Below are 21,197 nucleotides of genomic sequence, written 5' to 3' on the forward strand. Positions count from 1 at the left end.
ACCGACAGAAACCGACAAAAGGCTGAACCGGACAATATAAAAAGGGTATTCCAACATAAAGTTTGGAGTACCCTTTTTTATTACACGAATTCCTCTTACTTCCCTGCTTCGATTTTCTCTAATGCAGCAGCTACTTGTTCTTCCGTTAATTCATGTTGTATTACGTAGCGGTTACGTGGGCTTACACGGCATTCGTGAGAACATGCACGTAAATATTTCGCTTCGTTTTCTTCAGAACATAAAATTTTCTTGTTACATTCTGGATTGGCACAATTTACATAGCGCTCACAAGGTTCACCTGTAAAGTAGTCTTTACCAACGATAACATGTTCTTTTTGGTTTACTGGTACAGCGATACGCTCATCGAACACATAACATTGTCCATCCCAAAGCTCACCTTGTACTTCTGGGTCTTTTCCGTACGTTACAATACCGCCGTGAAGCTGACTTACATCTTCATAACCTTCACGAACTAACCAACCAGAAAACTTCTCGCAACGAATTCCGCCTGTACAGTACGTTAAAATCTTTTTACCTTCAAGTACTTCTTTATTTTCACGAATCCAATCTGGTAATTCACGGAATGATTCGATATCAGGTTTAATCGCACCTTTGAAGTGACCTAAATCAAATTCATAATCATTTCGTGCATCAATGATAACTGTATCTTCTTGTTTCATTGCTTCATAAAAATCTTTTGGCTCTAAATACTTCCCAGTTATTTCGTGTGGATTAATATCATCTTCTAGACGAAGTGTAACTAATTCTGGGCGAGGACGCACGTGCATTTTCTTGAATGCATGACCATCAGCTTCATCTATTTTAAATACGATACCGTCAAAACGTGGATCGTTGTTCATAGCTTCCATGTATTTCTCTGTTTGTTCTACAGTACCAGAACAAGTTCCGTTAATACCTTCTTTTGCTACAAGAATTCTACCTTTTAATTCAAGTGAATTACAAAATGCTAAATGCTCTGCCGCGAATTCTTCTGGGTTTTCAATTGTTGTGTACATGTAATATAGTAATACTCTGTATGGTTTTGTAGTTGCCAATGTATTTCTACCACCTATCTAATTTTTAAAATCATGTATAAGTTAACGTTCATATCAAAACATATATAATAAGAAAATGAATCCCATTTTCTTCTCTTTATACTATTTTCTATCAGTTAACAAAAATAAAAAACAAGATTACACACCAAAACACTATGGTTATGTTGTAATCCCAATATATTATATATCATACAAATGCAATTCCATCAATTAATATGCTGTATTATCGGCTTTATGTTCACATAAATTTCAAAAACAGCCCTTTAATTCATTATGTTTCCCCACGTCATCACACCATAAACTCCCAATTTTTAATAACACCACACCATTCATTGTATTAAGGCATATAATTTGCACTAAGGAAACATTTATGTTCAAATAAAAAATATAACCTAGTACATTTAAATGTATTGAAATAAAGAATAAGAATACTTACAATAATTTCATCAAGTTAACATACCAAAGGGGAAAACTACTATGAATAAAGATATATCAAAAGATGAACATGTCCCTTCTCAAAGTACAACTGTTCAATCAGCGCATTTAGCATTAAGCGGACAAACGAAAGGCTTAAAAAGACTATTACCATTCTTAGGTCCTGCTTTCATCGCTTCAGTCGCTTATATTGACCCTGGCAATTTCGCGACAAATATTGCCGCTGGATCACAATATGGATATTTATTACTCTGGGTAATTCTCGCTTCTAATTTAATGGCTGTATTAATCCAAACTTTATCAGCTAAATTAGGAATCGCTACAGGTAGAAACCTTCCTGAAATTGCTCGAGAAAACTTCCCAAAACCTGTTTCCATCGGCTTATGGATACAAGGTGAACTCGTTATTATGGCTACTGATTTAGCTGAATTTATCGGGGCAGCACTCGGATTGTATTTATTATTTGGAATTCCAATGTTACCAGCTGCTTTAATTACAGCTGCTGGATCATTTATTATTCTTGAATTTCAACGCAGAGGCTTCCGTCCATTAGAAGCTATTATAACAGGAATGATTTTTATCGTTGTTATCGCTTTCGGTGTACAAGTCTTTTATGCAAAACCGGAATTAAGCCCTTTGCTTTCAGGACTATTTATTCCAAAATTCCAAGGTGTAGACAGTATATTACTTGCAGCCGGAATTTTAGGGGCGACAGTTATGCCGCACGCAATCTATTTACATTCCGCCTTAACGCAACGCCGCGTAGTCGGAACAAATGATGAACAAAAGAAAAAGATTTTCCGCTTCGAGTTTATTGATATCATTATTGCAATGGTTATCGCTGGAGCAATTAATGCAAGTATGTTAATTGTTGCTGCTGCACTATTCTTTAAAAACGGCTTGCATGTCGAAGATCTTGATGTTGCTTTTAACCAGTTCAGTACTTTAGTGGGCCCTGTATCAGCTGCTTTATTTGGAATTGGGCTCTTATCAGCAGGACTATCTAGCTCTTCTGTCGGTACAATGTCAGGTGATATTATTATGCAAGGTTTCATTCGAATGCATATTCCGTTATACTTACGCCGATTTATTACAATGATTCCACCACTAGTGATTATCGCTTTAGGCGTAAATCCAACTTACGCTCTAGTCATGAGTCAAGTTGTCTTATCATTCGGTATTGCCTTTGCATTAGTACCACTTATTATGTTTACAAGTAATAAAAAAATTATGGGTGCACTCGTTAATCACCGCATAACTACCTTTATCGCTTGGATCATTGCTGTACTTGTTATCATTTTAAATATTTTCTTACTGTATCAAACGTTTGTAGGATAATGAAAGAAGAAGGCTGTCTCAAATTTGTGTTGAAGACAGCCTTCTTCTTTTTAAATTATAGATTTTCATCATCCATTTACATGACAGACCGTGCTTTCAACAAATTTTATAAACTCTTCTTCCTCCTCAATAAATGGAAAATGATTACTGTATTCAAATGTCGACATTATCGCATTTGGCATAAGCTCCGCTACTTCCACTGCAAATTCATGCGGACACTGTGTAATGATTCGTAAATGCAGAAGCAAATAAATTACCATTACTATTAAACTCACTGTATAAATGTGTTACACAAAGTGGTTTTCCTTCTCCCTTTTGAAAATACTCAAATTTCCCTCTATCAGTTTCGATATAATATTTCTCCCACATCAGCGTTTCCCCCTAATGTCTTTTTATATATTCTCCTTTTTCCGGCATTATCACACCCTTCTCAGTTCGAAAGTAAAGTGGTAATCCTTCCGAAAGAAATATGCTTACCTTGGATGGATCCTGCCTTTGATGATGAATATGTAAATGTGGCTCACTTGAACTTCCTGAGTTACCGACCTGAGCAAGAAATTCTCCTTCATTTACATGTTGTCCTTCTTTAACTTTAATGGACCCTTGCTTTAAATGGGCAAGAATTAAATATGTCCCTGATTCATCTAGTCGTAAATAAATATGATTACCCGCCATTGATTGAAAATCATCCGATCCAGGAACTAAATCTTGTTCATTATTATTAATTGATACAACCGTCCCAGAAGCTGGTGCCATTACTTTCGCTCCATATATTCCGTAATCCTCTAACTTACTACTTTTCACTTCAGCAGGTGGAATGAGAATATCATATGCCCATCGTTCATTCGGTTTGATAACGTGATAGTTCGTTTCTAAACGATCACCACCCCAGCCAATTAATGCTCGTTCATTCAAAGGAAAGCGCACGACTACTTTAGGGCTCGTAGAATGTACATCTGCCGGGTAAGCAAGTCTACCAATGTTCGCAAACCATCCTAAAGGCCAAGCTCCAATGATAGAGAAAATAACGATGAAGAGTAGCGCTCCATCTATTCGTTGTCTGAAAATTCCTTTCCACACAATTAGTAACGTTATCCCTATTAAAATAAAGAGTGATACTATGCTAAAGGCTTGTATACTCCACCACCCAATGACTGATATAACACCTTTAGCTAAATAAACTATACTCCAACTTGTAAGTACAAAAGCAACTAAAATTACTAATACATATTTCTTCCACATGTCGTATCCCTACTCTCATATCTTTGTTCTACATGATACGAATTAAAAATTACGACATATAAAAGAAATACTTACGACTTTTTTACAATTTTTTATGCTGCGGTAAAGCGATAGTGAAAACAGTTTCTTTCTCGTTACTGCGCACAGTGATATCCCCTTTATGAAGCTCTGCTATACTTCTCGCAATTGCAAGTCCCATTCCTTTTCCACCTGTATGGGAGCTACGTGATTTTTCACCACGATAAAACTTCTCAAAAACGTAAGGAAGGTTCTCATCTGGAATACATTGTCCAAAATTTTTAATTTCTATTTCAACATTCATGTCTCTTTTAGAAACTTGAATTACAATCTCCTTTCCGTCTTTCCCGTACATAATACTATTACTAATTACATTTTCGAATAACCTCACCATAAGTGCTACATCCATTTCCACATGTAACTCTTTATCCCCCTTAATACAAAGGCTCATATCAGCATCATCTAATCGTGGCACAAAATCAATCATAATTTGTTCCATTAACGCTTTCATATTTACTACACTTTTATGTAATTCAATCTCTCTATAATTTATTTGACAGTATTCTAACAAATCATCTACTTGATTTTTTAATTCATAACTTTTTCGCTTTAATATGCTTACATACTGTTCACATTCTTCTCCATTTGAATGCAACTTATTTCCTAACAAGTCCGCATAACCGATTAAAGATGTTACAGGTGTTCGTAAGTCATGCGAAATATTACTAATCATTTCATTTTTCATTTCCTGTGATTTTTTTTCATTCTCAATAGACTCTTTTAAACTTTTAGCCATTCTATTAACATTCGCTGCTAATTCACCAATCTCGTCATTTTTTGAAATAGGTATATATACTTCAAAATTACCATTCCTTATTTCCTTCACGTTCTTATTAATTTCAGACAATCGTTTCATCATTGTTTTTGTCATACATGCAAAGTATGTCGTAGTAAAAATTAAAAAAACTATAAAATATAAAAATGAATATTTTTCCTCTAATGCAGTAACATGACTATATATATTTCCAATTAAAATTTGAAACACTATTATACTTACAGTTGCTAACAAGATGCTACATATGAATGCGGTAAAAAACTTAGCTCTAATGCCTTGTAATGATTTAATCTTCAATTTTATATCCGACTCCCCAAACATTTTGAATAAACTTCGGTTCTTTTGGATCCTCTTCAATTTTATTTCTTAACCTTGCGATATGAACCATTACTGTATTATTGCTTTCATAGGCTCTTTCTTTCCAAACGCTCTCATATATTTCTTCAATAGTAAATACACGATTCTTTGCAGCTGCCATTAAATACAAAATATCATATTCCGTTTTTGTAAGATTGATTGTTTCTCCATATAACATTACTGTTCTAGACACTTCATCTATTTCTAAACCTCTAATGTTTATTTTCTTTTTTATTACTTGGACAGCATTTTGATTGAAATATGTATACCTTCTTAATTGAGCTTTCACTCTCGCTATAAATTCAATTGTACTAAACGGCTTCACTATATAATCATCTGCCCCAGTACTAAATCCAATTACTTTATCTACATCCGATGATTTTGCACTTAAAAACATAATTGGTAAACTATGTTTCTCTCTAATCCTTCTGCACAATTCTATCCCATCCATTTGTGGCATCATAATATCCAAAATAGCAAGTTGAATGTTATTTTTATTTATTATTTCTAAAGCCTCTTCTCCGTTATGAGCACTAAAAACTTTAAAACCTTCTTGCATTAAATTCACGTTCATAAATCTAACAATATCTTGATCATCATCTACAATTAAAATTGAATTTTTCTCCATATACAAACCTCTTTTTGAAATATATTCCACAATCAATTTTATCATAAATCAAAACCATACCTCCCTCTTGAATAATCTTTTTTTTCAGATTACATTATATAATAACAACACATTCTAGTTTCAGAAGAAATGGAGTGAAAGCATGTTTCCTATATTGAAAACCGATCGACTCATTTTAAGAGAACTTACCGAAGAAGATGCACCGGGTATACTACAATGCTTTTCTAATACTGACGTACTGCGCTATTATGGGCAAAAGCCATTACAGGATATTGATCAAGTAAAACAAATCATTCATAACTTTAAGTTGAGTTACAATGCAAGAAGTGGTATAAAATGGGGAATCCAATTAAAAAACAAGAAAGAACTCATTGGTACCATCGGTTTTCACGATTGGTCTTCTGAGCATAAACGGGCCAATTTAAGTTATGCCTTTCTCCCTGAACACTGGGGAAAGGGATATGCGACAGAAGCTATTTCTGAAGTTATATCATACGGTTTCCACACACTTCATTTAAAACGGATCGGAGCAATTGTCTTTCTTGAAAATGAAGCTTCCAATAAAGTGCTATTAAAATTAGGATTTGAAAAAGAAGGCGTTCTAAAAAATTATATGTATCAAGATGATATTCCATATGATACAAATTTTTATTCTTTATTAAAATCGGTTTAATAAAATTCATATGTAAAAAACCTTACTTTTAAAAAGTAAGGTTTTTTGTATTTATTCATTAGCAATATAAGCATTCTTATAAGTATAAATACCACCAAATTGATGCTTTTCAATTCCTTTTACATAATCATTTTGTACGTAAGCTGAGCCCATTTGATAAAGCGGTGCGACCGCAGCATCCCCTAATAGAATACGCTCGGCCTCTTGCAATGCTTCCCATCTTTTCTTCTGATCTAATACTAGATCGCTTTTCGCTTTCTTTATTAATTCATCGTAGTGACGGTTAGAATAATTCATTTTGTTATTTTGATTACCCGTCGTAAATAGTTCTAAATAACTAATTGGGTCTTTATAGTCGGGTCCCCAATTTGCCATAGTTATATCATAATCACCTGTTTGTTCTAACTGTAATTTTTGCTTAAATGGCTGTTGTTTAATTTGTATCGTTAATCCTTGTAAATTCTTTTCTAAATCACCTTTTATATATTCTGCCATACGTTTTGCGTTATCTTGTTCAAACGTTAAAAACTCGAGGTTTACTTGTTCTACTCCAAGCTCTTTTTTCGCTTCTTCCCAAATCTTTTTCGCACTTTGTACATCATATAAAGAAAGGTTTCCGTTTTCTTTCCTAAAATCTTTTCCCGTTTCTTCATTGATATGCCCAACTGGTACTAGCCCAGTTGCAGGTTTTGCTCCGTTATTAATAAAATGAGCAACGAAATCCTCTTTATTTAATGCGAATGAAATAGCCTGACGCACTTTCTTATTTGCTAACGCACTATTTTTTTCATTAAAACGTAGCATAGCAATTGCAGGTTCGCTCGACATATGTAACTCCTTATGCCCTTTATACTTGTCTACAAATTGAGAATTAATAGGCACCCGGTCCAAATTACCAGCTTCGTATAAATTAACAGCGGTCATTGTATCCTTTACAATTTGAAAGTTTATCTCGTCTAATTTCACTTTCTTTTCATCCCAATATGTAGCATTTTTCTTTAATTGAAACTCTTGTTCATGCTTCCATTTCTCTAATACAAATGGCCCATTATATATGAGATTACTAGGTTCCAATGCATAATTCTTTCCTTGTTCTTTCAAAAATGATTCATGCTGTGGTAAGTAAATAGGTAGCGCTAACAACTGTAAAAAATACGGGATTGGCTGTTCAAGTTCCACTTCCAATTTATAATCATTTATAACTTTAACCCCAAGTTCAGCAAGAGGCACTGTTCCCTTATTTATCTCTTTTGCATTTTTCACGTAAAAAAGCATATACGCATATTGAGACGCTGTTTCAGGATTAATTGCACGTTTCCATGCAAACAGAAAATCATTTGCTGTCACACTGTCTCCATTTGACCATTTTGCATCTTTACGCAAATCAAATGTATATTTTTTACCATCTTCACTTCTTTTAAACGATTTTGCTACTGCTGGAATCGGCTGATCTTGATCATCTAATACATACAACCCTTCAAATATGTTCTGCATAACGTGCGCTGACGTACCATCCATCGTTTTCGCTGTATCAAGTGAAGGAATTTCTTCTGATACTGTTACATTTAATACTTGTTTTTTTGCCTCTCTGTCACTTTTATTCGCTTTATTATTACAAGCTGTTAATAATAAAGATGTAACAAGTGCCATTACCATTAAATGGCTCTTTTTTCGCTTCATGAATCGTTCTCCTTAAATATAAAATATTATAAAGCGTTATATATTATAGCAGAAATATGAACAGAAAGATGCGACATTCTTTTGAATATTTATTCGTTCAAAAAAAGCTACTCTTTTAAAAAGGATAGCTAAATATTGAATGTTTAATCTGCGCTGTTCGCTCAAGTGTTTATAAAAAACTCTTATTGCATACCTCCTTTTTTATTTTAACTTTTCTCTGTTTCATGTAAATGCCCCCATAACTAACTTAATAGACGTATAGGTTACAGTTTGGTTAGGATATTTTCGTATCTCCATTCAGCAATGCCACTTTGTTTTTTGGAATTCAGGTTAAGTAGAAAATGATATTTTACAAATCTTATACACTTAAGGATTTTGTAAGAATCAAGTAAGAAAAACGAGAACTTTGTTTCGTATAGTCAAAATATAAAGTGAAGGAAGAAAGAAAGGGTTGAAGCTGCCAAAGCGATTACGACAAAACAAGAACTGTTGGTTTTAGATGAACATATCAATGGTTTAGGCGTTTTTACAACAAAACCTTAATTTATCATACCTGTTTTTTACCATCACATATTGGAGGTTAAAACATGAATAAAAAAAAGAAAATACAAAATGGCAGGAAGGGCTTTCAAATCGCAAGAATGTTCAGTTCAATGAATACCCAAAATTGAATCATTTCTTCACGGAGGGTGATGGGGCATTAAGCCTTCCTAGTGAATATGAAATCCCTGCTAATGTTCCTGAGTACGTTATCCAGGACATTATTAAATGGGTCAACGAGACAAAAAAATAAGAAACATTTAAATCCTTCATATAATCATTATTACGTGAAGGATTTTTGAAACTAGTGATTTTATCTAAATCATTCTCTTCTGTTTTATTAATAAAAAAGTTCAGACAAAAAACAGGCTGTGGAGAAGTCTTTCTCCACAGCCTAAAAATACCTATCTTTGTAAACCTCGTTTATAGCGACTTGCTTCAAATATAATACGCTCTTCATCTAACGTTTTACATTCGCCATTCCAAACGACAAGTTTTCCGTTAATAATTACATCGCTTATATCTTTTCCACTAGCAGCATATACAAGGTGTGATAACACTTCATCCGCTGGTTGTAAATGAGGCTTATTAGACGGATCAATTGTAATGAAATCAGCGCACTTTCCAACCTCAAGTGATCCTGTTTGTTTCATGCCGATTACTTCAGCCGCTCCTTTAGTTGCAAGTGTAAGAGCTGTTTCAACCGGTAACGCTGTTGCATCTTGATGAATACCTTTTTGTAATAATGTTGCGATGCGCATTTCTTCAAACATATCTAAATTGTTGTTTGATGCCACACTATCTGTTGCAATACCTACTTTCACTCCTGTTTCTAGCATCGCTTTTACATTCGCTATACCAGAACCTAGTTTTAAATTACTATTCGGGTTATGTGCTACTCGAACATCATGTTCTGCTAAAAATGCACGCTCATTTTCATTTAATACTACACCGTGTGCAATAACTGTTGGGCGTTTAAATAACCCACAACTTGCTGCATATTCTACTGGACGTTTTCCGTACTGTGCTTCAATATCACGTACTTCACGCTCTGTTTCCGAAAGGTGAATATGAACCATCGTTTGATTTTCTACTGCAATACGTGCGCATTCTTCTAATAGTTCTGTGGAACATGTATATGGACTATGCGGTGCAACCATCGTAGTTAACATACCACTTTCATTATAGTAACGCTTCACATATTTTTCAGCTTCTTCAACGGCTTTCTTTTCATCATCTTTCGTTCCGAAGCTAAATAAAGTTCTTGAAACAGCAGCTCGCATTCCACTCTTTGATACCGTTTCCATAATTGCATCTTGATCTACTCCAATTGGATTAAACATATCAGAGAATGATGTTGTACCACTTTTCACCATTTCAAGTAATCCTAATTCCGTACTAGCGACCGCAAGCTCTGGAGTAAACTGACTTTCAAGTGGCCAAATTCTCGTCTCAAGCCATGGTTGTAATAACATATCATCACCAATACCTCTTAAGAGACTCATTACAACGTGTGTATGTGTATTTACAAGCCCTGGTAAAACCCACTTTCCTTTCATGTCAATTACTTCATCTACTTCAAAATCATTAGCGAATTCTCCGCTCTTCACATCTATAATTTGATCATTTTCTACAATGATATATCCATTTTCTATCACTTCATTTTGTTCATTCATCGTTACGATTGTAGCGTTTACATAAGTTGTTTTCAAAAGTATTTCCCCTTTCAACTCTATGAAGTTCCCTTTAATAAGTTACCACCATTATAGTAACTTATTAAAGATTAAGAGTCAAAAGATAATTTCAATTCTTTCGTTATCTTTTTCTTCAACATGCTATATTGTTTTTCATTTGTATCTGCAAATGCTTCTTCTCGATTTGATTCTATATCCATATAATTCAGTTTTTCATTAAATTGAGCCTCTGTAAAATCAAACCTCTGTCCATCTATAAAGTTATAAAAGTGCCACGCCTCTCTTACTTTTGTCTTTTAATCTCTCCTCCGTATATGTCTTGAACGACTAGAGCTGTAACACCACACTGTCCCTTTGCTGGATTCTCAGTCGTCCACTTTGAACTTGTTTCAATCGACCACGATCTTATTAGTGCTTCATATATTCTTTTTTCCTTTACATCATCCACTCTAATCTTCCCCTACTATTAATAGTTTTACACATCATATTTCAAAAGAGGCAGTAAACGATCCTTAAAGACCGTTGATGGTGTCTCTCCGATTAACTGTGCGCCCATTTTCAAATAATATCCTTTTGCATTCGGATCACTATCAATCGTAAAACTTTTTAAGCCTAGTTCATTTGCTTTTTCTATTACATACTTCCAAAGTATTTTCCCGTAGCCTTTCCCTTTATAACGAGGATGAATGTACAGGAAATCGAGAGCTTGATCATTACGTAAAAATGAGAAAAATCCAATCTTCGTATTATCGTTTTCAAAAACATATACAAAATTATTATTTATATACTCTTCTGTAATAGTTAAATCTTCCTTACAGGCAATTATGAATTCTTCACTATAATCCCACGTCGCTTTTGATTGTAGTGCGAGTTTACTTAATTCATTTGCTTCACTTAATAACGCTTCTCTTATCTTCATGATTCTTTCTCCTCACCTTCGATATGTAAACTATTAAAATGATTCGAAAAGTAATTAAAAAACCCTCTTATTTTCATAAATCTTTATTATAATCAGTACGGCCTGTAACAATGCATTTAAAGAAAAAAACGCCATCTTTGAAAGTTGGCGTTTTCTTCTTCTAAAATTTTTTTCAAACTCAATCTTTCGTTTTACTATTTCTAACGATACACACCTATACAGTTTCTACTACCGCTTCAAGCATTGTTCCACTTTTAGCATAATTCGTATGCCAAGAAAAAGCTTTTTCTAAAACATGAGGAGTTTGTCCACCTCTCGTTTTAGCTTCTTCGTAATAAGCTCTTAGCTGATCACGATACATTGGATGTGCGCAATTCTCTATAATTAATTCCACTCTTTCTCTTGGGGCAAGTCCTCTTAGATCAACATACCCTTGTTCAGTGACGATAACATCTACATCGTGTTCCGTATGGTCCACATGTGAAACAAAAGGAACGATACTTGAAATGTTGCCACCTTTCGCAATCGATTTCGTAACAAAGATAGCTAGGCGAGCATTTCTCGCAAAATCACCAGAACCACCGATACCATTCATCATTTTTGTGCCTAAAACGTGAGTAGAGTTCGCATTTCCGTATATATCTAATTCTAAAGCAGTATTAATCGAGATTAATCCGAGGCGACGAATGATTTCAGGATGATTAGAAATCTCTTGCGGGCGCATCATTAATTTGTCACGATATTTTTCAAAGTTAGAAAATACTTTTTGCATTTTCTCCTCAGAGAGTGTAATTGAGCAGCATGAAGCAAAATTGACTTTTCCAGCATCCATAAGATCAAAGACCGCATCTTGTAAAACTTCAGAATACACTTCTAAATCTTCAAACTCCGAATCTAACATTCCATGAAGAACTGCATTAGCCACTGAGCCAATTCCCGATTGTAGCGGCGCTAAACGATTTGTTAATCGGCCTACTTCGACTTCTTTTCGAAGGAACTCTATTAAATGCTGTGCCATAATAACAGTTTCTTCATCTGGAGGAACAATTGTCGATGGTGAGTCTAATTGGTTCGTAAACACAATCCCTTTCACCTTTTCAACATCGATTGGAATGCCAATCGTTCCAATTCGATCATCCGTTTTCACAATCGGAATTGGAAGTCTTTCTCCTTGCTTACCTGGTTCATATAAATCATGCAGTCCTTCTAACTGCGTGGATTGAGCCATATTCATTTCAATAATAATGGACTTAGCATTTAAAGAAAACGCTAAAGAATTTCCTATTGAAGTTGTCGGAATAATCATGCCATCTTCAGTAATCGCAACCGCTTCCAAAATAGCAAAATCTACATCCATAACGTCAGCGCGAAGTAACTCTGCTGTATGAGATAAGTGCTGGTCCACAAATAAAAAATCTCCGTTATTAATTCCTTTTCGCATAGTCGCATCAGCTTGGAAAGGCAATCTTTTTCCTAAAATTCCTGCTTCCGCAAATAATTTATCTACATCAGAACCTAAAGAGGCACCAGTATAAACATTTACTTTAAAAGATGTATCATTCTTAACTCGGTTTACAAGCGCAAATGGGACTGCTTTTACATCACCTGCACGTGTAAACCCACTTAAGCCTAAAGTCATTCCACTTTCAATCCATGAAGCTGCTTCTTCAGGTGTAACTACGCGATCTTTCAGACGTTCATCCCTAATTCTATCCAAATTATTCTCCATATGTAATCCCTCTCCCTATGAATATTCATAATTATTTTACACTTTAACAGTATCTAAATAGGGATTTCAGTATACAATGGCAAAAATTCAGACAAAACAGCGAATCTAACCTCTAAAGCAGAATAATTTAGAATCCTAGAAGCTTACGAAAATAACTAGCATATGACTGACTCACTGGTACCCTTTCACCATTATCCATAGAAAGTAAAAAAGTTGAATGCGTATCAGGATAAATTGCTTTAATATGATTCACATTTACAATAAAGGAACGGTGGCATCTAATAAATGAATCTTTCGGAAGTAAATATTCGAATTCTTGTAACGAGTATTTATGTGTCCCTGTTAACTCTTCTGCATTTACATACGTCTTTTTATCTTTCGCCTCTAAATACATGACTTTTGAAAAAGGAACCGGAATCCAGCCGTCCGTTGTTTTTAAAGTAACGACTGATTTTCCGTCCGTTAAAGCTGGATAAATGGCTGTCACGCACCCTTCAAGCTTTCCATTGTTTGAGAATGGTACGGCCATACCATGATAAGGAATACCAAAAACATCACGATTCATAAACTCAGAGGTTTTTTGGTTCGTCACCATTGCTTTATGAGCAATCGTCCCTTCCTTTATAGGATCCCCGGCGCTAATCTTTAAATCAATTCGTTTACTTGGCCGATAGTATATATATTCTTTCGTATTCGATACAGCAATTGAAATTTCATCTGAAAATAATTCCCCAACAACATCTAATAGTAAACCTAATGTTTTATCTTCCATTCTATGAACACCTCATTCACTATTATACTACTATTATGATTTGAAAAACCGTTCAGCGTTTTGAACGGTTTTTCAAACAATTTAGTTCACCTTAGCCCCATAACACCTTGCTACTGCAACCGCCTGCGCTATATCTAATTTTACATTCTTCAAATCGAAACTTGTAAAATCAATTCTATCAACTATCGCTCCTTTTAAATTTGCACCGCTAAGTTTCGCCTTACCTAATTGTGCACCGGTTAAATCCGCTTCACGTAAATCTGCTTTTTCTAAATTACATTCATATAGGTCAGCTTCCACTAAACGTATCCCCTTTAACATTTGTTTGCTTAAGTTCGCAAACCTTAAATTCGTGTATGACCAATCACCCGATATGATAGTTATTCCGTCTAAATTCGCTTCTTCAAAATCAGAGCCAGTCATTTTACATTCTTCAAACTTCGATACAAATAAATTCGCACCAACAAGCTTACAATTTGCAAATGTAGTTCCTTGATGGATAGAAGCGTTAAAAAGAGCACCGGTAAAATCACATTCTATGAAATTACAATTTTCAGTAGAAATTTCTGATGCATCTATCCCTCTAAAACGGCATTTTATGAACGTACAATTCTTCAATTCCTCTTCTTTAATCAAAATATCTTGAAAATCTATTTCTACATATTCTTTATTTACAAATTCACTCATAACTATTCCTCCATCTCCTTAAAGAAACCTCACTTCAAAAAGTGAGGTTTCTTCTCATACAATATGTCCATCTAACCAAGAAATCAAATCTTGAAATACTTCATCTCTATTTACTTCATGGAACATTTCATGTCTTCCATTTTCATATAAACGCAGTGTTACATCTTTCACACCGCATTTTTTATAATTTTCATATACTTCTTTTACACCTTTCCCCATATCTCCAACAGGATCACGATCTCCTGAAAAAATATGTATTGGAAGGTTTTGCGGTGTTTTCTTAAACTCTTCTAGTTTATTTACTTCTAACACACCAGAAAATAATTCTCGATAAAAACTAGTCGTACAAATGAATCCACATAATGGATCCGCAATATATTTATCTACTTGACTGTTATCTGAAGATAGCCAATCAAATTTTGTGCGATTTGGTTTAAAGTGCGAATTGAAATTTCCGAAAGATAAAAAGTTTAGCATCGGACTTTTCGTTTTTGCCCCGCGTAATTTCATCTCAATTGTCGCTACTTTATGACCGATACTTCCTAGAAGCCCTGGGTTTCCACCAGTTCCTGAAATAAGGAATCCATCATATAATTCACCTTTCAGTTGTACAGCACGTCTTGATAAAAAAGAACCCATACTATGTCCAAGTAAAAATAACGGGCATGTCTGCTCTTTTCTTATCGTTTCAGATACAAATATAACATCAGATACAGCCTTACTCCAACCTACATTTGGTTCAAAATGACCATAATCCTCTTCTCTTTTCACCGTTTTCCCATGTCCTTTATGATCATGCGCATAAACACCATACCCTGCTTCTAATAACGCATCAATAAAGTCTGTATAAACACCTGCATGTTCTGTCATACCATGTGCAATTTGAATAATCCCTTTCGGTTCACCTTCTGGTAACCACTTGCGTAAATAAATTTCCGATCCATCCATTGCCGTAACGAAACTTTCCTGTACGTTCATTTCGTCAGCCCCCAACTCTATTATGTATCTCAAAAATGAATATCTATTCATTATTCTTATTATGTATTATATGCAATTGCTTTCATTATGACAAATGCCTTCCTTTTCCGATTAGCTTTCAAACTATTTCTGTTGACGAAAACAATATAAAATTATATAGTTACTTACATAAAGTAATTATTATATTTTTAGGAGGTTTCTACTATGATGCCATCACTATTTTTAGCACATGGTTCACCAATGCTCGCTATTCAAGATACAGATTATACAAGTTTTTTAAAAATACTTGGAGAAACGTATAAACCGAAAGCAATTGTTATTTTCACTGCTCACTGGGAAAGTGAAGTATTAACGATTTCCTCATCAGATAACGAATATGAAACAATTTATGATTTTGGAGGTTTTCCTCCAGAGTTATACGAAATTAAATATCGTGCAAAAGGTTCTTCTAGCATTGCATCCATGTTAGAAACAAAGTTTAAAAACAAAGGTATTCTAGTCCATCATAATATGACGAGAGGTTTAGATCATGGCTCATGGACACTCTTGTATCGCATGTATCCAGAAGCAAATATTCCTGTCGTCCAAATATCAGTAAATCCATTCCTTGCTGCAAAAGAACAATTTAAGATTGGAGAAGCATTAAAAGGACTTGGACAAGAAGATATTTTAGTAATCGGTAGCGGTGTTACCGTTCATAACTTACGAGCACTGAAATGGAATCAAACTACGCCCGAACAATGGGCAATTGAATTTGATGATTGGATTATTAAACATATGCAGGCTGCTGATAAAGATGCATTATTTAATTGGGAGAAAAATGCCCCTCATGCACAATTAGCAGTACCAAGAGCAGAGCATTTTGTACCTTTATTTATCGCTATGGGAAGTGGCGAAAATAGTGGTGAAGTCATTCATCGCAGTTACGAGCTTGGTACATTAAGTTATCTTTGTCTCCAATTTTAAAGAAAAAAGGATGAAGCATTCATTGCCTCATCCTTTTTTCTTTCACTTAGTTAACTAACTTCCAAATGTCGTTTCTCTGATACCTCTTCGTTCTTATTATGAAAATAAACCCAAATGCACGCAATAAACAATAGTGATGATGTAGAGAAGAAAACATATTGGAAACCAGCATGCGCTGCAATTTGTCCACCAAGTATTGGTCCAATCATATTTCCTAAAAACTGAAACGATTGATTATACCCAAATATTCGTCCCGTTACATGGGTTGGTGTATGTTGTTTTAGTAGAGTTTGTACGGAAGGTAATAATCCTGCTTGTGCGATACCTAATAAAAATCGAAGAATTAATAGTTGCCAAGCTGAGGTTACAAATGCTTGCGGAATAAAAATAATTCCTGCAGCAAACAACGCTACAACTAACGTTTTTTGAGGACCGATATGATCTGATAATCGTCCGAGTCTTGGTGCTGCCAAAATAACAGCTAATCCTGTCGCTGACATAACAGCGCCCGCAATTGTTTCAATATGCGCAGTTTGAGGACCAACTAAATTTTTCACGTATAATGTAACAATTGGCTGAACAGACATATTAGCAAGTTGAATAATAAATGTTGTTACAAACAAACTAATAATTAAGTGCTTCGCTGGAACCATCGTCCATACTTTTTTCGTTTGTACTTTTTTTGCTTGAGCAGAGTGATTTTCTTCATGTAAGAAGAAAAAAACGATGAGAAAGGAAAGGAATAAAAAAGCTCCTGTAACAAGAAAAACATGGCGCATTCCAATTAACTCAGACAAATATCCTCCAAGTAATGGACCAAGTAAAGAACCGCTCACGCCACCAGTTGAAATTGTAGAAATTGCCCAACCTGAATGTTCTTTCGGAGTTTCTGCTGCAATAAATGTCATTGCGGTTGAAAGGAAACCAGATACTGCTCCCATTAAAAATCTTAGTGCGACTAATTGATATACATCCGTTACAAACCCCATAAGCGTCATAATAATCGCCATACCAAGGCTAGCACGAATTAGCATCAATTTCCGTCCATGTATATCACCAAGCTTTCCCCATATTGGTGATACGATCGCACCCATTAAAAATGTTACACCAAATGCAAGTCCCGACCACTGTGCAATACTAGAAGTGCCAGTCACACCTAATTCCTCAATATAAAAAGATAAAAAAGGAATTACTAAACTCATACCGGCTGCAGTGGTAAAACAACCTAGCCAACAAATCATTAAATTTCGTTTCCAGCTGGCCATTTTCACACCTTCTTTCTTTAGATACCCATTCTACACCCTTTCTTATAAAAAGTTTAGTAATTTGCTTTATATGTAAAATTCACTACAAAACCCGCTATTTTCTAATAAGAATCACTACATCTCTACATTATTTTCATAATAAAACCAACTCCCGTATATGGAGTTGGTTACTTATTCCCTATCGGTATTAAACGAGCATCACAAGTTCTTTCATAAAACTCAATCGGACCTGCTTGTCCAATAATTGCATATTCATATCCATCTTGCTTCATACTATGCAGACTACAATGTAACAATTGCTTCCCTACACCTTTCACACGATTTTGTTTCGCCGTGCCCATTGGACCAAACAATCCTTTCTTTCCTCTCACTACATCATAACAAGCGAAACCTACTATCACTTCTTCTTTTTCCGCTATATAAATAGGTACATTTTCTTTATATGTATGAAATCCATATTCTATTGAACGTAACCAACGTTCACCAAATTCTGCTTCAACAAAGCTTGCTAATTTTTCAAAATCAGAAAGGTTAGCCTTTCTGACAGTACAAGTTAAATCATTATAAATAGGAACAAAACATTTTAGATCAACCGCTAAATCTCTCGGCTCAGCTATAATATGTAATATACCTTTTTGTATTTGTGCATTTTCAATAAACGTATCCGCGCGAAAGAGTGCATATATAACATGTCCTTCGTTCATTAATACTTGCTGAAAACGTTCCATACGTTTCTTCGCTATTTGTAAAATTTCTAGCACCTTATAAGATACCTTATATTGCCCTATTTTTTCATACTCTTGATCCGTTAAATCGTCTTGTTTTCGTAATGAAAGTTTTTCTAAAAAATCCGTCCCCACGTTACGAAACAAATACATATACAACTCGCTGCATACGCCAGTACCTTCTTTACACATGCCAATAAATAAATGAACTGGTTGAATGATATTACTTTCTCCCTCTTCTGCTGCAATCTTCAATATGTTATGAACACGTTTTGTAAATTGAAATTCCTCCATATGTACCTTCATCCCCTACTACTTTACTATTAAACCGTAACCATAAATAAGTGAAACAATGATTCCAACTATCAATATACCTGGCAGTAAATTTGCCACTTTAATTTTAATAATACTAAGTAAGTTCAATCCGATAGCGGCTATCATAATACCACCTGTAGCTGTCATTTCTACTATAAATTGATTCATTAATTCTTTCGGGACCAAACTATTAATTTGTGTTGCAAAAACTGCGATGCCACCTTCATATAAAATTACTGGAATCGCTGAAAATACTACGCCAATCCCTAGAGTTGTCGTTAATATAATAGAAATAAATCCATCGATAATTGCCTTTGTAAATAAAATATCGTGATTTCCGCGAATCCCACTGTCGAGTGCACCAAGTATGCCCATCGCACCAATTGCAAAAATTAAAGTAGCTGTTACAAAACCTTCTGATATACTCCCTTTCCCTTTCGATCCAACTTTATTTTCTAGCCACTCTCCTAACTGTTTTAACTTTTCTTCTAATTGTAACCATTCCCCGATGACGGTACCAATTACTAAACTTAGTATGACAACAAGAAAATTTTCACTTTTCAATGCCATTTGAAGTCCAAGTACAGTAACCGCTAAACCGATTGCATGCATAATTGTTCCCTTCATACTTTCTGGAATTCTACTAAATAATTTACCTAGTAAAGTACCAAATATAATGCAAATCCCATTTACAACTGCTCCTAATATAACCATTTCTCATTCTTCACCCTTCGAATTCTTTATTTCTATATTTTGGTTTATTCATTGATTTACAGGTTATCTATATGTTAACTTAATATTGAGAATATTAACAAATGTTTTTCACTACATAAACCGCATTTTTTATATCTTTACATAAACCAATTACTTTTTGTAGACTCATTGCTAATTGAATTGCGGGATAAACTCAAAAGGGAAGGTATTTATGAAAACTTTACTAAAACGATTTTTGTTAATAGCCTTTTGCATTACGCCAATTGTTGTATTAATTAACCACTCTTTTACTTCAAAAGCGAAAGACAAACCCGATTTCCAAAACAAATCTAGCAAAACTGCTTCAACGAGCGAGAAGAAAATAGAAGACCCGGAAATTACCCTCACCTTTTCTGGTGATACAATGTTCGATTGGCAATTACGTCCGATAATCGAAAAAAACGGGGCTGATTATCCATTCCAACACGTAAAAGAAGAAATAACAAAAGCTGATATTTCTTTCGTTAATTTAGAGTCAGCATTTACAACGAGAGAAAAGAAAGCTCCAGGACAACTGTTTTGGATTAAAAGTGATCCATCCACGCTTCAAGCTATAAAAAACACCGGTTATGACATCGTAAATATCGGGAATAACCATACACTTGATTATGGGCAAGATGGATTATTAGATACAATCTCTCATGTAGAAAAATTAAAGTTCCCTTATATCGGAGCCGGAAAAAATGCAAAAGATGCATATACAGCACGAGAAATGACTGTAAAAGGAAAAAAGTTCAAATTTCTTTCCTTCGTTCGATTTATGCCTGATACGAATTGGGTAGCTGGTGACAATAAACCTGGTGTTGCGAATGGGTATGATTTAAATCTCGTAACAAAAACAATTAAAGAACAAAAGAAAGACGCAGACTATTTAATCGTCTATATGCATTGGGGCGTTGAGAAATCAAATCGTCCTGTAGAATACCAAAAACAATATGTACCTAAAATGGTTGAAGCAGGGGCTGACGCGATTGTCGGGAGTCACCCGCATTGGTTACAAGGATTTGAGTATTATAATAAAGTTCCTATCGCTTATTCATTAGGTAACTTTTTATTCCCAAGTTATGTGAACGGAAAAAGTGCCGAAACTGGCGTATTAACTTTAACTTTTAAAGGAAAGGATGTCCAAATGTCATTCAATCCTTATATCATCCGTAACAATCAAGTTTCCCCTGTAAATGAGGAAGAAAAGAGAAAAGCTCTACAATACTTACAAACAATTTCAACTGATGTAGACATTGATGATACAGGGAACATAAAAAACAAACGAAACTAGACAACGCAAGATCTATTTCTCTGTAACATACTTTACAGAATAGGTGATGAACATGCTGAAAGATTTATTAGAAAATGTAAGTTTGTTAGAAAACATTTATAAAATATCTATAGCCGTTCTACTTTTATGTTCATTTTTCTCTGTTAGACTTCTAAAAAAAATAAACGCGAGCGAAAACTTACTACCTTTGAATTTACTATGTATGTAATTATTCGCATTGCGATACTCTTTTGGTTAACTAGCTTTATCCTTCTTGAATATGGAAAGTATATAGTTTAACTATAAAAAAGATAGAACAAGCAGCATTTCCATTGCTT

At 34.6% G+C, this 21,197-nt stretch carries 18 protein-coding genes and 4 pseudogenes; 6 read left to right on the plus strand and 16 right to left on the minus strand.

Features of this window, described 5'->3' with window-relative positions:
• Positions 1-95: 95 nt before the first annotated feature.
• A complete protein-coding gene (gene trhO / locus PDQ68_RS13535; RefSeq protein WP_000246219.1) occupies positions 96-1,055 on the minus strand; it encodes an oxygen-dependent tRNA uridine(34) hydroxylase TrhO in 960 nt (319 codons plus the stop codon).
• Between the two features lie 477 nt (positions 1,056-1,532).
• On the opposite strand from trhO, the gene PDQ68_RS13540 reads away from it, so the two are divergent.
• Positions 1,533-2,828, plus strand: coding sequence for an Nramp family divalent metal transporter (locus tag PDQ68_RS13540; protein ID WP_001030650.1), 1,296 nt, complete (start codon positions 1,533-1,535; stop codon positions 2,826-2,828).
• A gap of 216 nt (positions 2,829-3,044) precedes the next feature.
• On the opposite strand, the pseudogene PDQ68_RS13545 reads toward PDQ68_RS13540, so the two are convergent.
• From PDQ68_RS13545 to PDQ68_RS13560, 4 genes and pseudogenes are all read right to left on the minus strand, one after another.
• A pseudogene (locus PDQ68_RS13545) lies at positions 3,045-3,197 on the minus strand (alpha/beta fold hydrolase); the annotation flags it as partial.
• 12 nt (positions 3,198-3,209) lie between these two features.
• Positions 3,210-4,070 (minus strand): M23 family metallopeptidase, encoded by an 861-nt coding sequence (locus PDQ68_RS13550; protein ID WP_061183867.1) that lies wholly within the window; start codon positions 4,068-4,070, stop codon positions 3,210-3,212.
• An 82-nt stretch (positions 4,071-4,152) separates the two neighbouring features.
• A complete protein-coding gene (locus PDQ68_RS13555) occupies positions 4,153-5,220 on the minus strand; it encodes a sensor histidine kinase (RefSeq protein ID WP_016717178.1) in 1,068 nt (355 codons plus the stop codon).
• A complete protein-coding gene (locus PDQ68_RS13560; protein WP_000414533.1) occupies positions 5,210-5,908 on the minus strand; it encodes a response regulator transcription factor in 699 nt (232 codons plus the stop codon). Before PDQ68_RS13560 ends, PDQ68_RS13555 begins: the two co-directional genes overlap by 11 nt.
• A gap of 142 nt (positions 5,909-6,050) precedes the next feature.
• On the opposite strand from PDQ68_RS13560, the gene PDQ68_RS13565 reads away from it, so the two are divergent.
• On the plus strand, positions 6,051-6,581 hold the full coding sequence (locus PDQ68_RS13565) for a GNAT family N-acetyltransferase (protein ID WP_016717177.1): 531 nt from the start codon (positions 6,051-6,053) through the stop codon (positions 6,579-6,581).
• A 51-nt stretch (positions 6,582-6,632) separates the two neighbouring features.
• Here the strand turns inward: PDQ68_RS13565 and PDQ68_RS13570 are convergent, their stop codons facing one another.
• The gene (locus PDQ68_RS13570) at positions 6,633-8,261 is read right to left on the minus strand and encodes a peptide ABC transporter substrate-binding protein (RefSeq protein WP_000823509.1); all 1,629 of its coding nucleotides are present in this window, start codon (positions 8,259-8,261) and stop codon (positions 6,633-6,635) included.
• A 595-nt stretch (positions 8,262-8,856) separates the two neighbouring features.
• On the opposite strand from PDQ68_RS13570, the pseudogene PDQ68_RS13575 reads away from it, so the two are divergent.
• Positions 8,857-9,054: pseudogene (locus PDQ68_RS13575) on the plus strand (alpha/beta hydrolase); the annotation flags it as partial.
• A gap of 151 nt (positions 9,055-9,205) precedes the next feature.
• Here the strand turns inward: PDQ68_RS13575 and PDQ68_RS13580 are convergent.
• The 7 genes and pseudogenes from PDQ68_RS13580 to PDQ68_RS13610 form a co-directional block, all read right to left on the minus strand.
• The gene (locus PDQ68_RS13580) at positions 9,206-10,531 is read right to left on the minus strand and encodes a bifunctional S-methyl-5'-thioadenosine deaminase/S-adenosylhomocysteine deaminase (RefSeq protein ID WP_139867755.1); all 1,326 of its coding nucleotides are present in this window, start codon (positions 10,529-10,531) and stop codon (positions 9,206-9,208) included.
• Between the two features lie 53 nt (positions 10,532-10,584).
• Positions 10,585-10,943: pseudogene (locus PDQ68_RS13585) on the minus strand (YunG family protein).
• Positions 10,944-10,970: 27 nt separating this feature from the next.
• Positions 10,971-11,414: a GNAT family N-acetyltransferase gene (locus PDQ68_RS13590; RefSeq protein ID WP_016717172.1), complete on the minus strand. Its 444-nt coding sequence runs from the start codon at positions 11,412-11,414 to the stop codon at positions 10,971-10,973.
• Between the two features lie 214 nt (positions 11,415-11,628).
• Positions 11,629-13,143 (minus strand): acetyl-CoA hydrolase/transferase family protein, encoded by a 1,515-nt coding sequence (locus PDQ68_RS13595; RefSeq protein WP_061183869.1) that lies wholly within the window; start codon positions 13,141-13,143, stop codon positions 11,629-11,631.
• A 127-nt stretch (positions 13,144-13,270) separates the two neighbouring features.
• Positions 13,271-13,915 (minus strand): LytTR family DNA-binding domain-containing protein, encoded by a 645-nt coding sequence (locus tag PDQ68_RS13600; RefSeq protein ID WP_000389708.1) that lies wholly within the window; start codon positions 13,913-13,915, stop codon positions 13,271-13,273.
• A gap of 81 nt (positions 13,916-13,996) precedes the next feature.
• Positions 13,997-14,602, minus strand: coding sequence for a pentapeptide repeat-containing protein (locus tag PDQ68_RS13605; protein ID WP_014893850.1), 606 nt, complete (start codon positions 14,600-14,602; stop codon positions 13,997-13,999).
• Between the two features lie 54 nt (positions 14,603-14,656).
• Positions 14,657-15,580, minus strand: coding sequence for an alpha/beta hydrolase (locus PDQ68_RS13610; RefSeq protein WP_001102609.1), 924 nt, complete (start codon positions 15,578-15,580; stop codon positions 14,657-14,659).
• A 204-nt stretch (positions 15,581-15,784) separates the two neighbouring features.
• Here PDQ68_RS13610 and PDQ68_RS13615 point away from each other — a divergent pair, with 204 nt between their 5' ends.
• Entirely contained in the window at positions 15,785-16,546 is a 762-nt protein-coding gene (locus PDQ68_RS13615; protein ID WP_061183870.1) for a DODA-type extradiol aromatic ring-opening family dioxygenase, read from the plus strand.
• A gap of 50 nt (positions 16,547-16,596) precedes the next feature.
• Here the strand turns inward: PDQ68_RS13615 and PDQ68_RS13620 are convergent, their stop codons facing one another.
• The 3 genes from PDQ68_RS13620 to PDQ68_RS13630 all read right to left on the minus strand — a co-directional run bounded on the left by PDQ68_RS13620 (position 16,597) and on the right by PDQ68_RS13630 (position 19,565).
• On the minus strand, positions 16,597-17,811 hold the full coding sequence (locus tag PDQ68_RS13620) for a multidrug efflux MFS transporter (RefSeq protein ID WP_000179308.1): 1,215 nt from the start codon (positions 17,809-17,811) through the stop codon (positions 16,597-16,599).
• Between the two features lie 167 nt (positions 17,812-17,978).
• Positions 17,979-18,842: a GNAT family N-acetyltransferase gene (locus PDQ68_RS13625; protein WP_080444185.1), complete on the minus strand. Its 864-nt coding sequence runs from the start codon at positions 18,840-18,842 to the stop codon at positions 17,979-17,981.
• 6 nt (positions 18,843-18,848) lie between these two features.
• Positions 18,849-19,565, minus strand: coding sequence for a DUF554 domain-containing protein (locus tag PDQ68_RS13630; RefSeq protein WP_061183872.1), 717 nt, complete (start codon positions 19,563-19,565; stop codon positions 18,849-18,851).
• Between the two features lie 211 nt (positions 19,566-19,776).
• On the opposite strand from PDQ68_RS13630, the gene PDQ68_RS13635 reads away from it, so the two are divergent.
• Together PDQ68_RS13635 and PDQ68_RS13640 are read left to right on the plus strand one after the other, a co-directional pair.
• Entirely contained in the window at positions 19,777-20,880 is a 1,104-nt protein-coding gene (locus PDQ68_RS13635; RefSeq protein WP_061183873.1) for a CapA family protein, read from the plus strand.
• Positions 20,881-20,932: 52 nt separating this feature from the next.
• Positions 20,933-21,159 (plus strand): annotated as a pseudogene (locus PDQ68_RS13640) (hypothetical protein).
• Positions 21,160-21,197: the final 38 nt, after the last annotated feature.

It is taken from the genome of Bacillus cereus group sp. Bc010 (genome assembly GCF_027716745.1).
Taxonomy (GTDB): Bacteria; Bacillota; Bacilli; order Bacillales; family Bacillaceae_G; genus Bacillus_A; species Bacillus_A pacificus.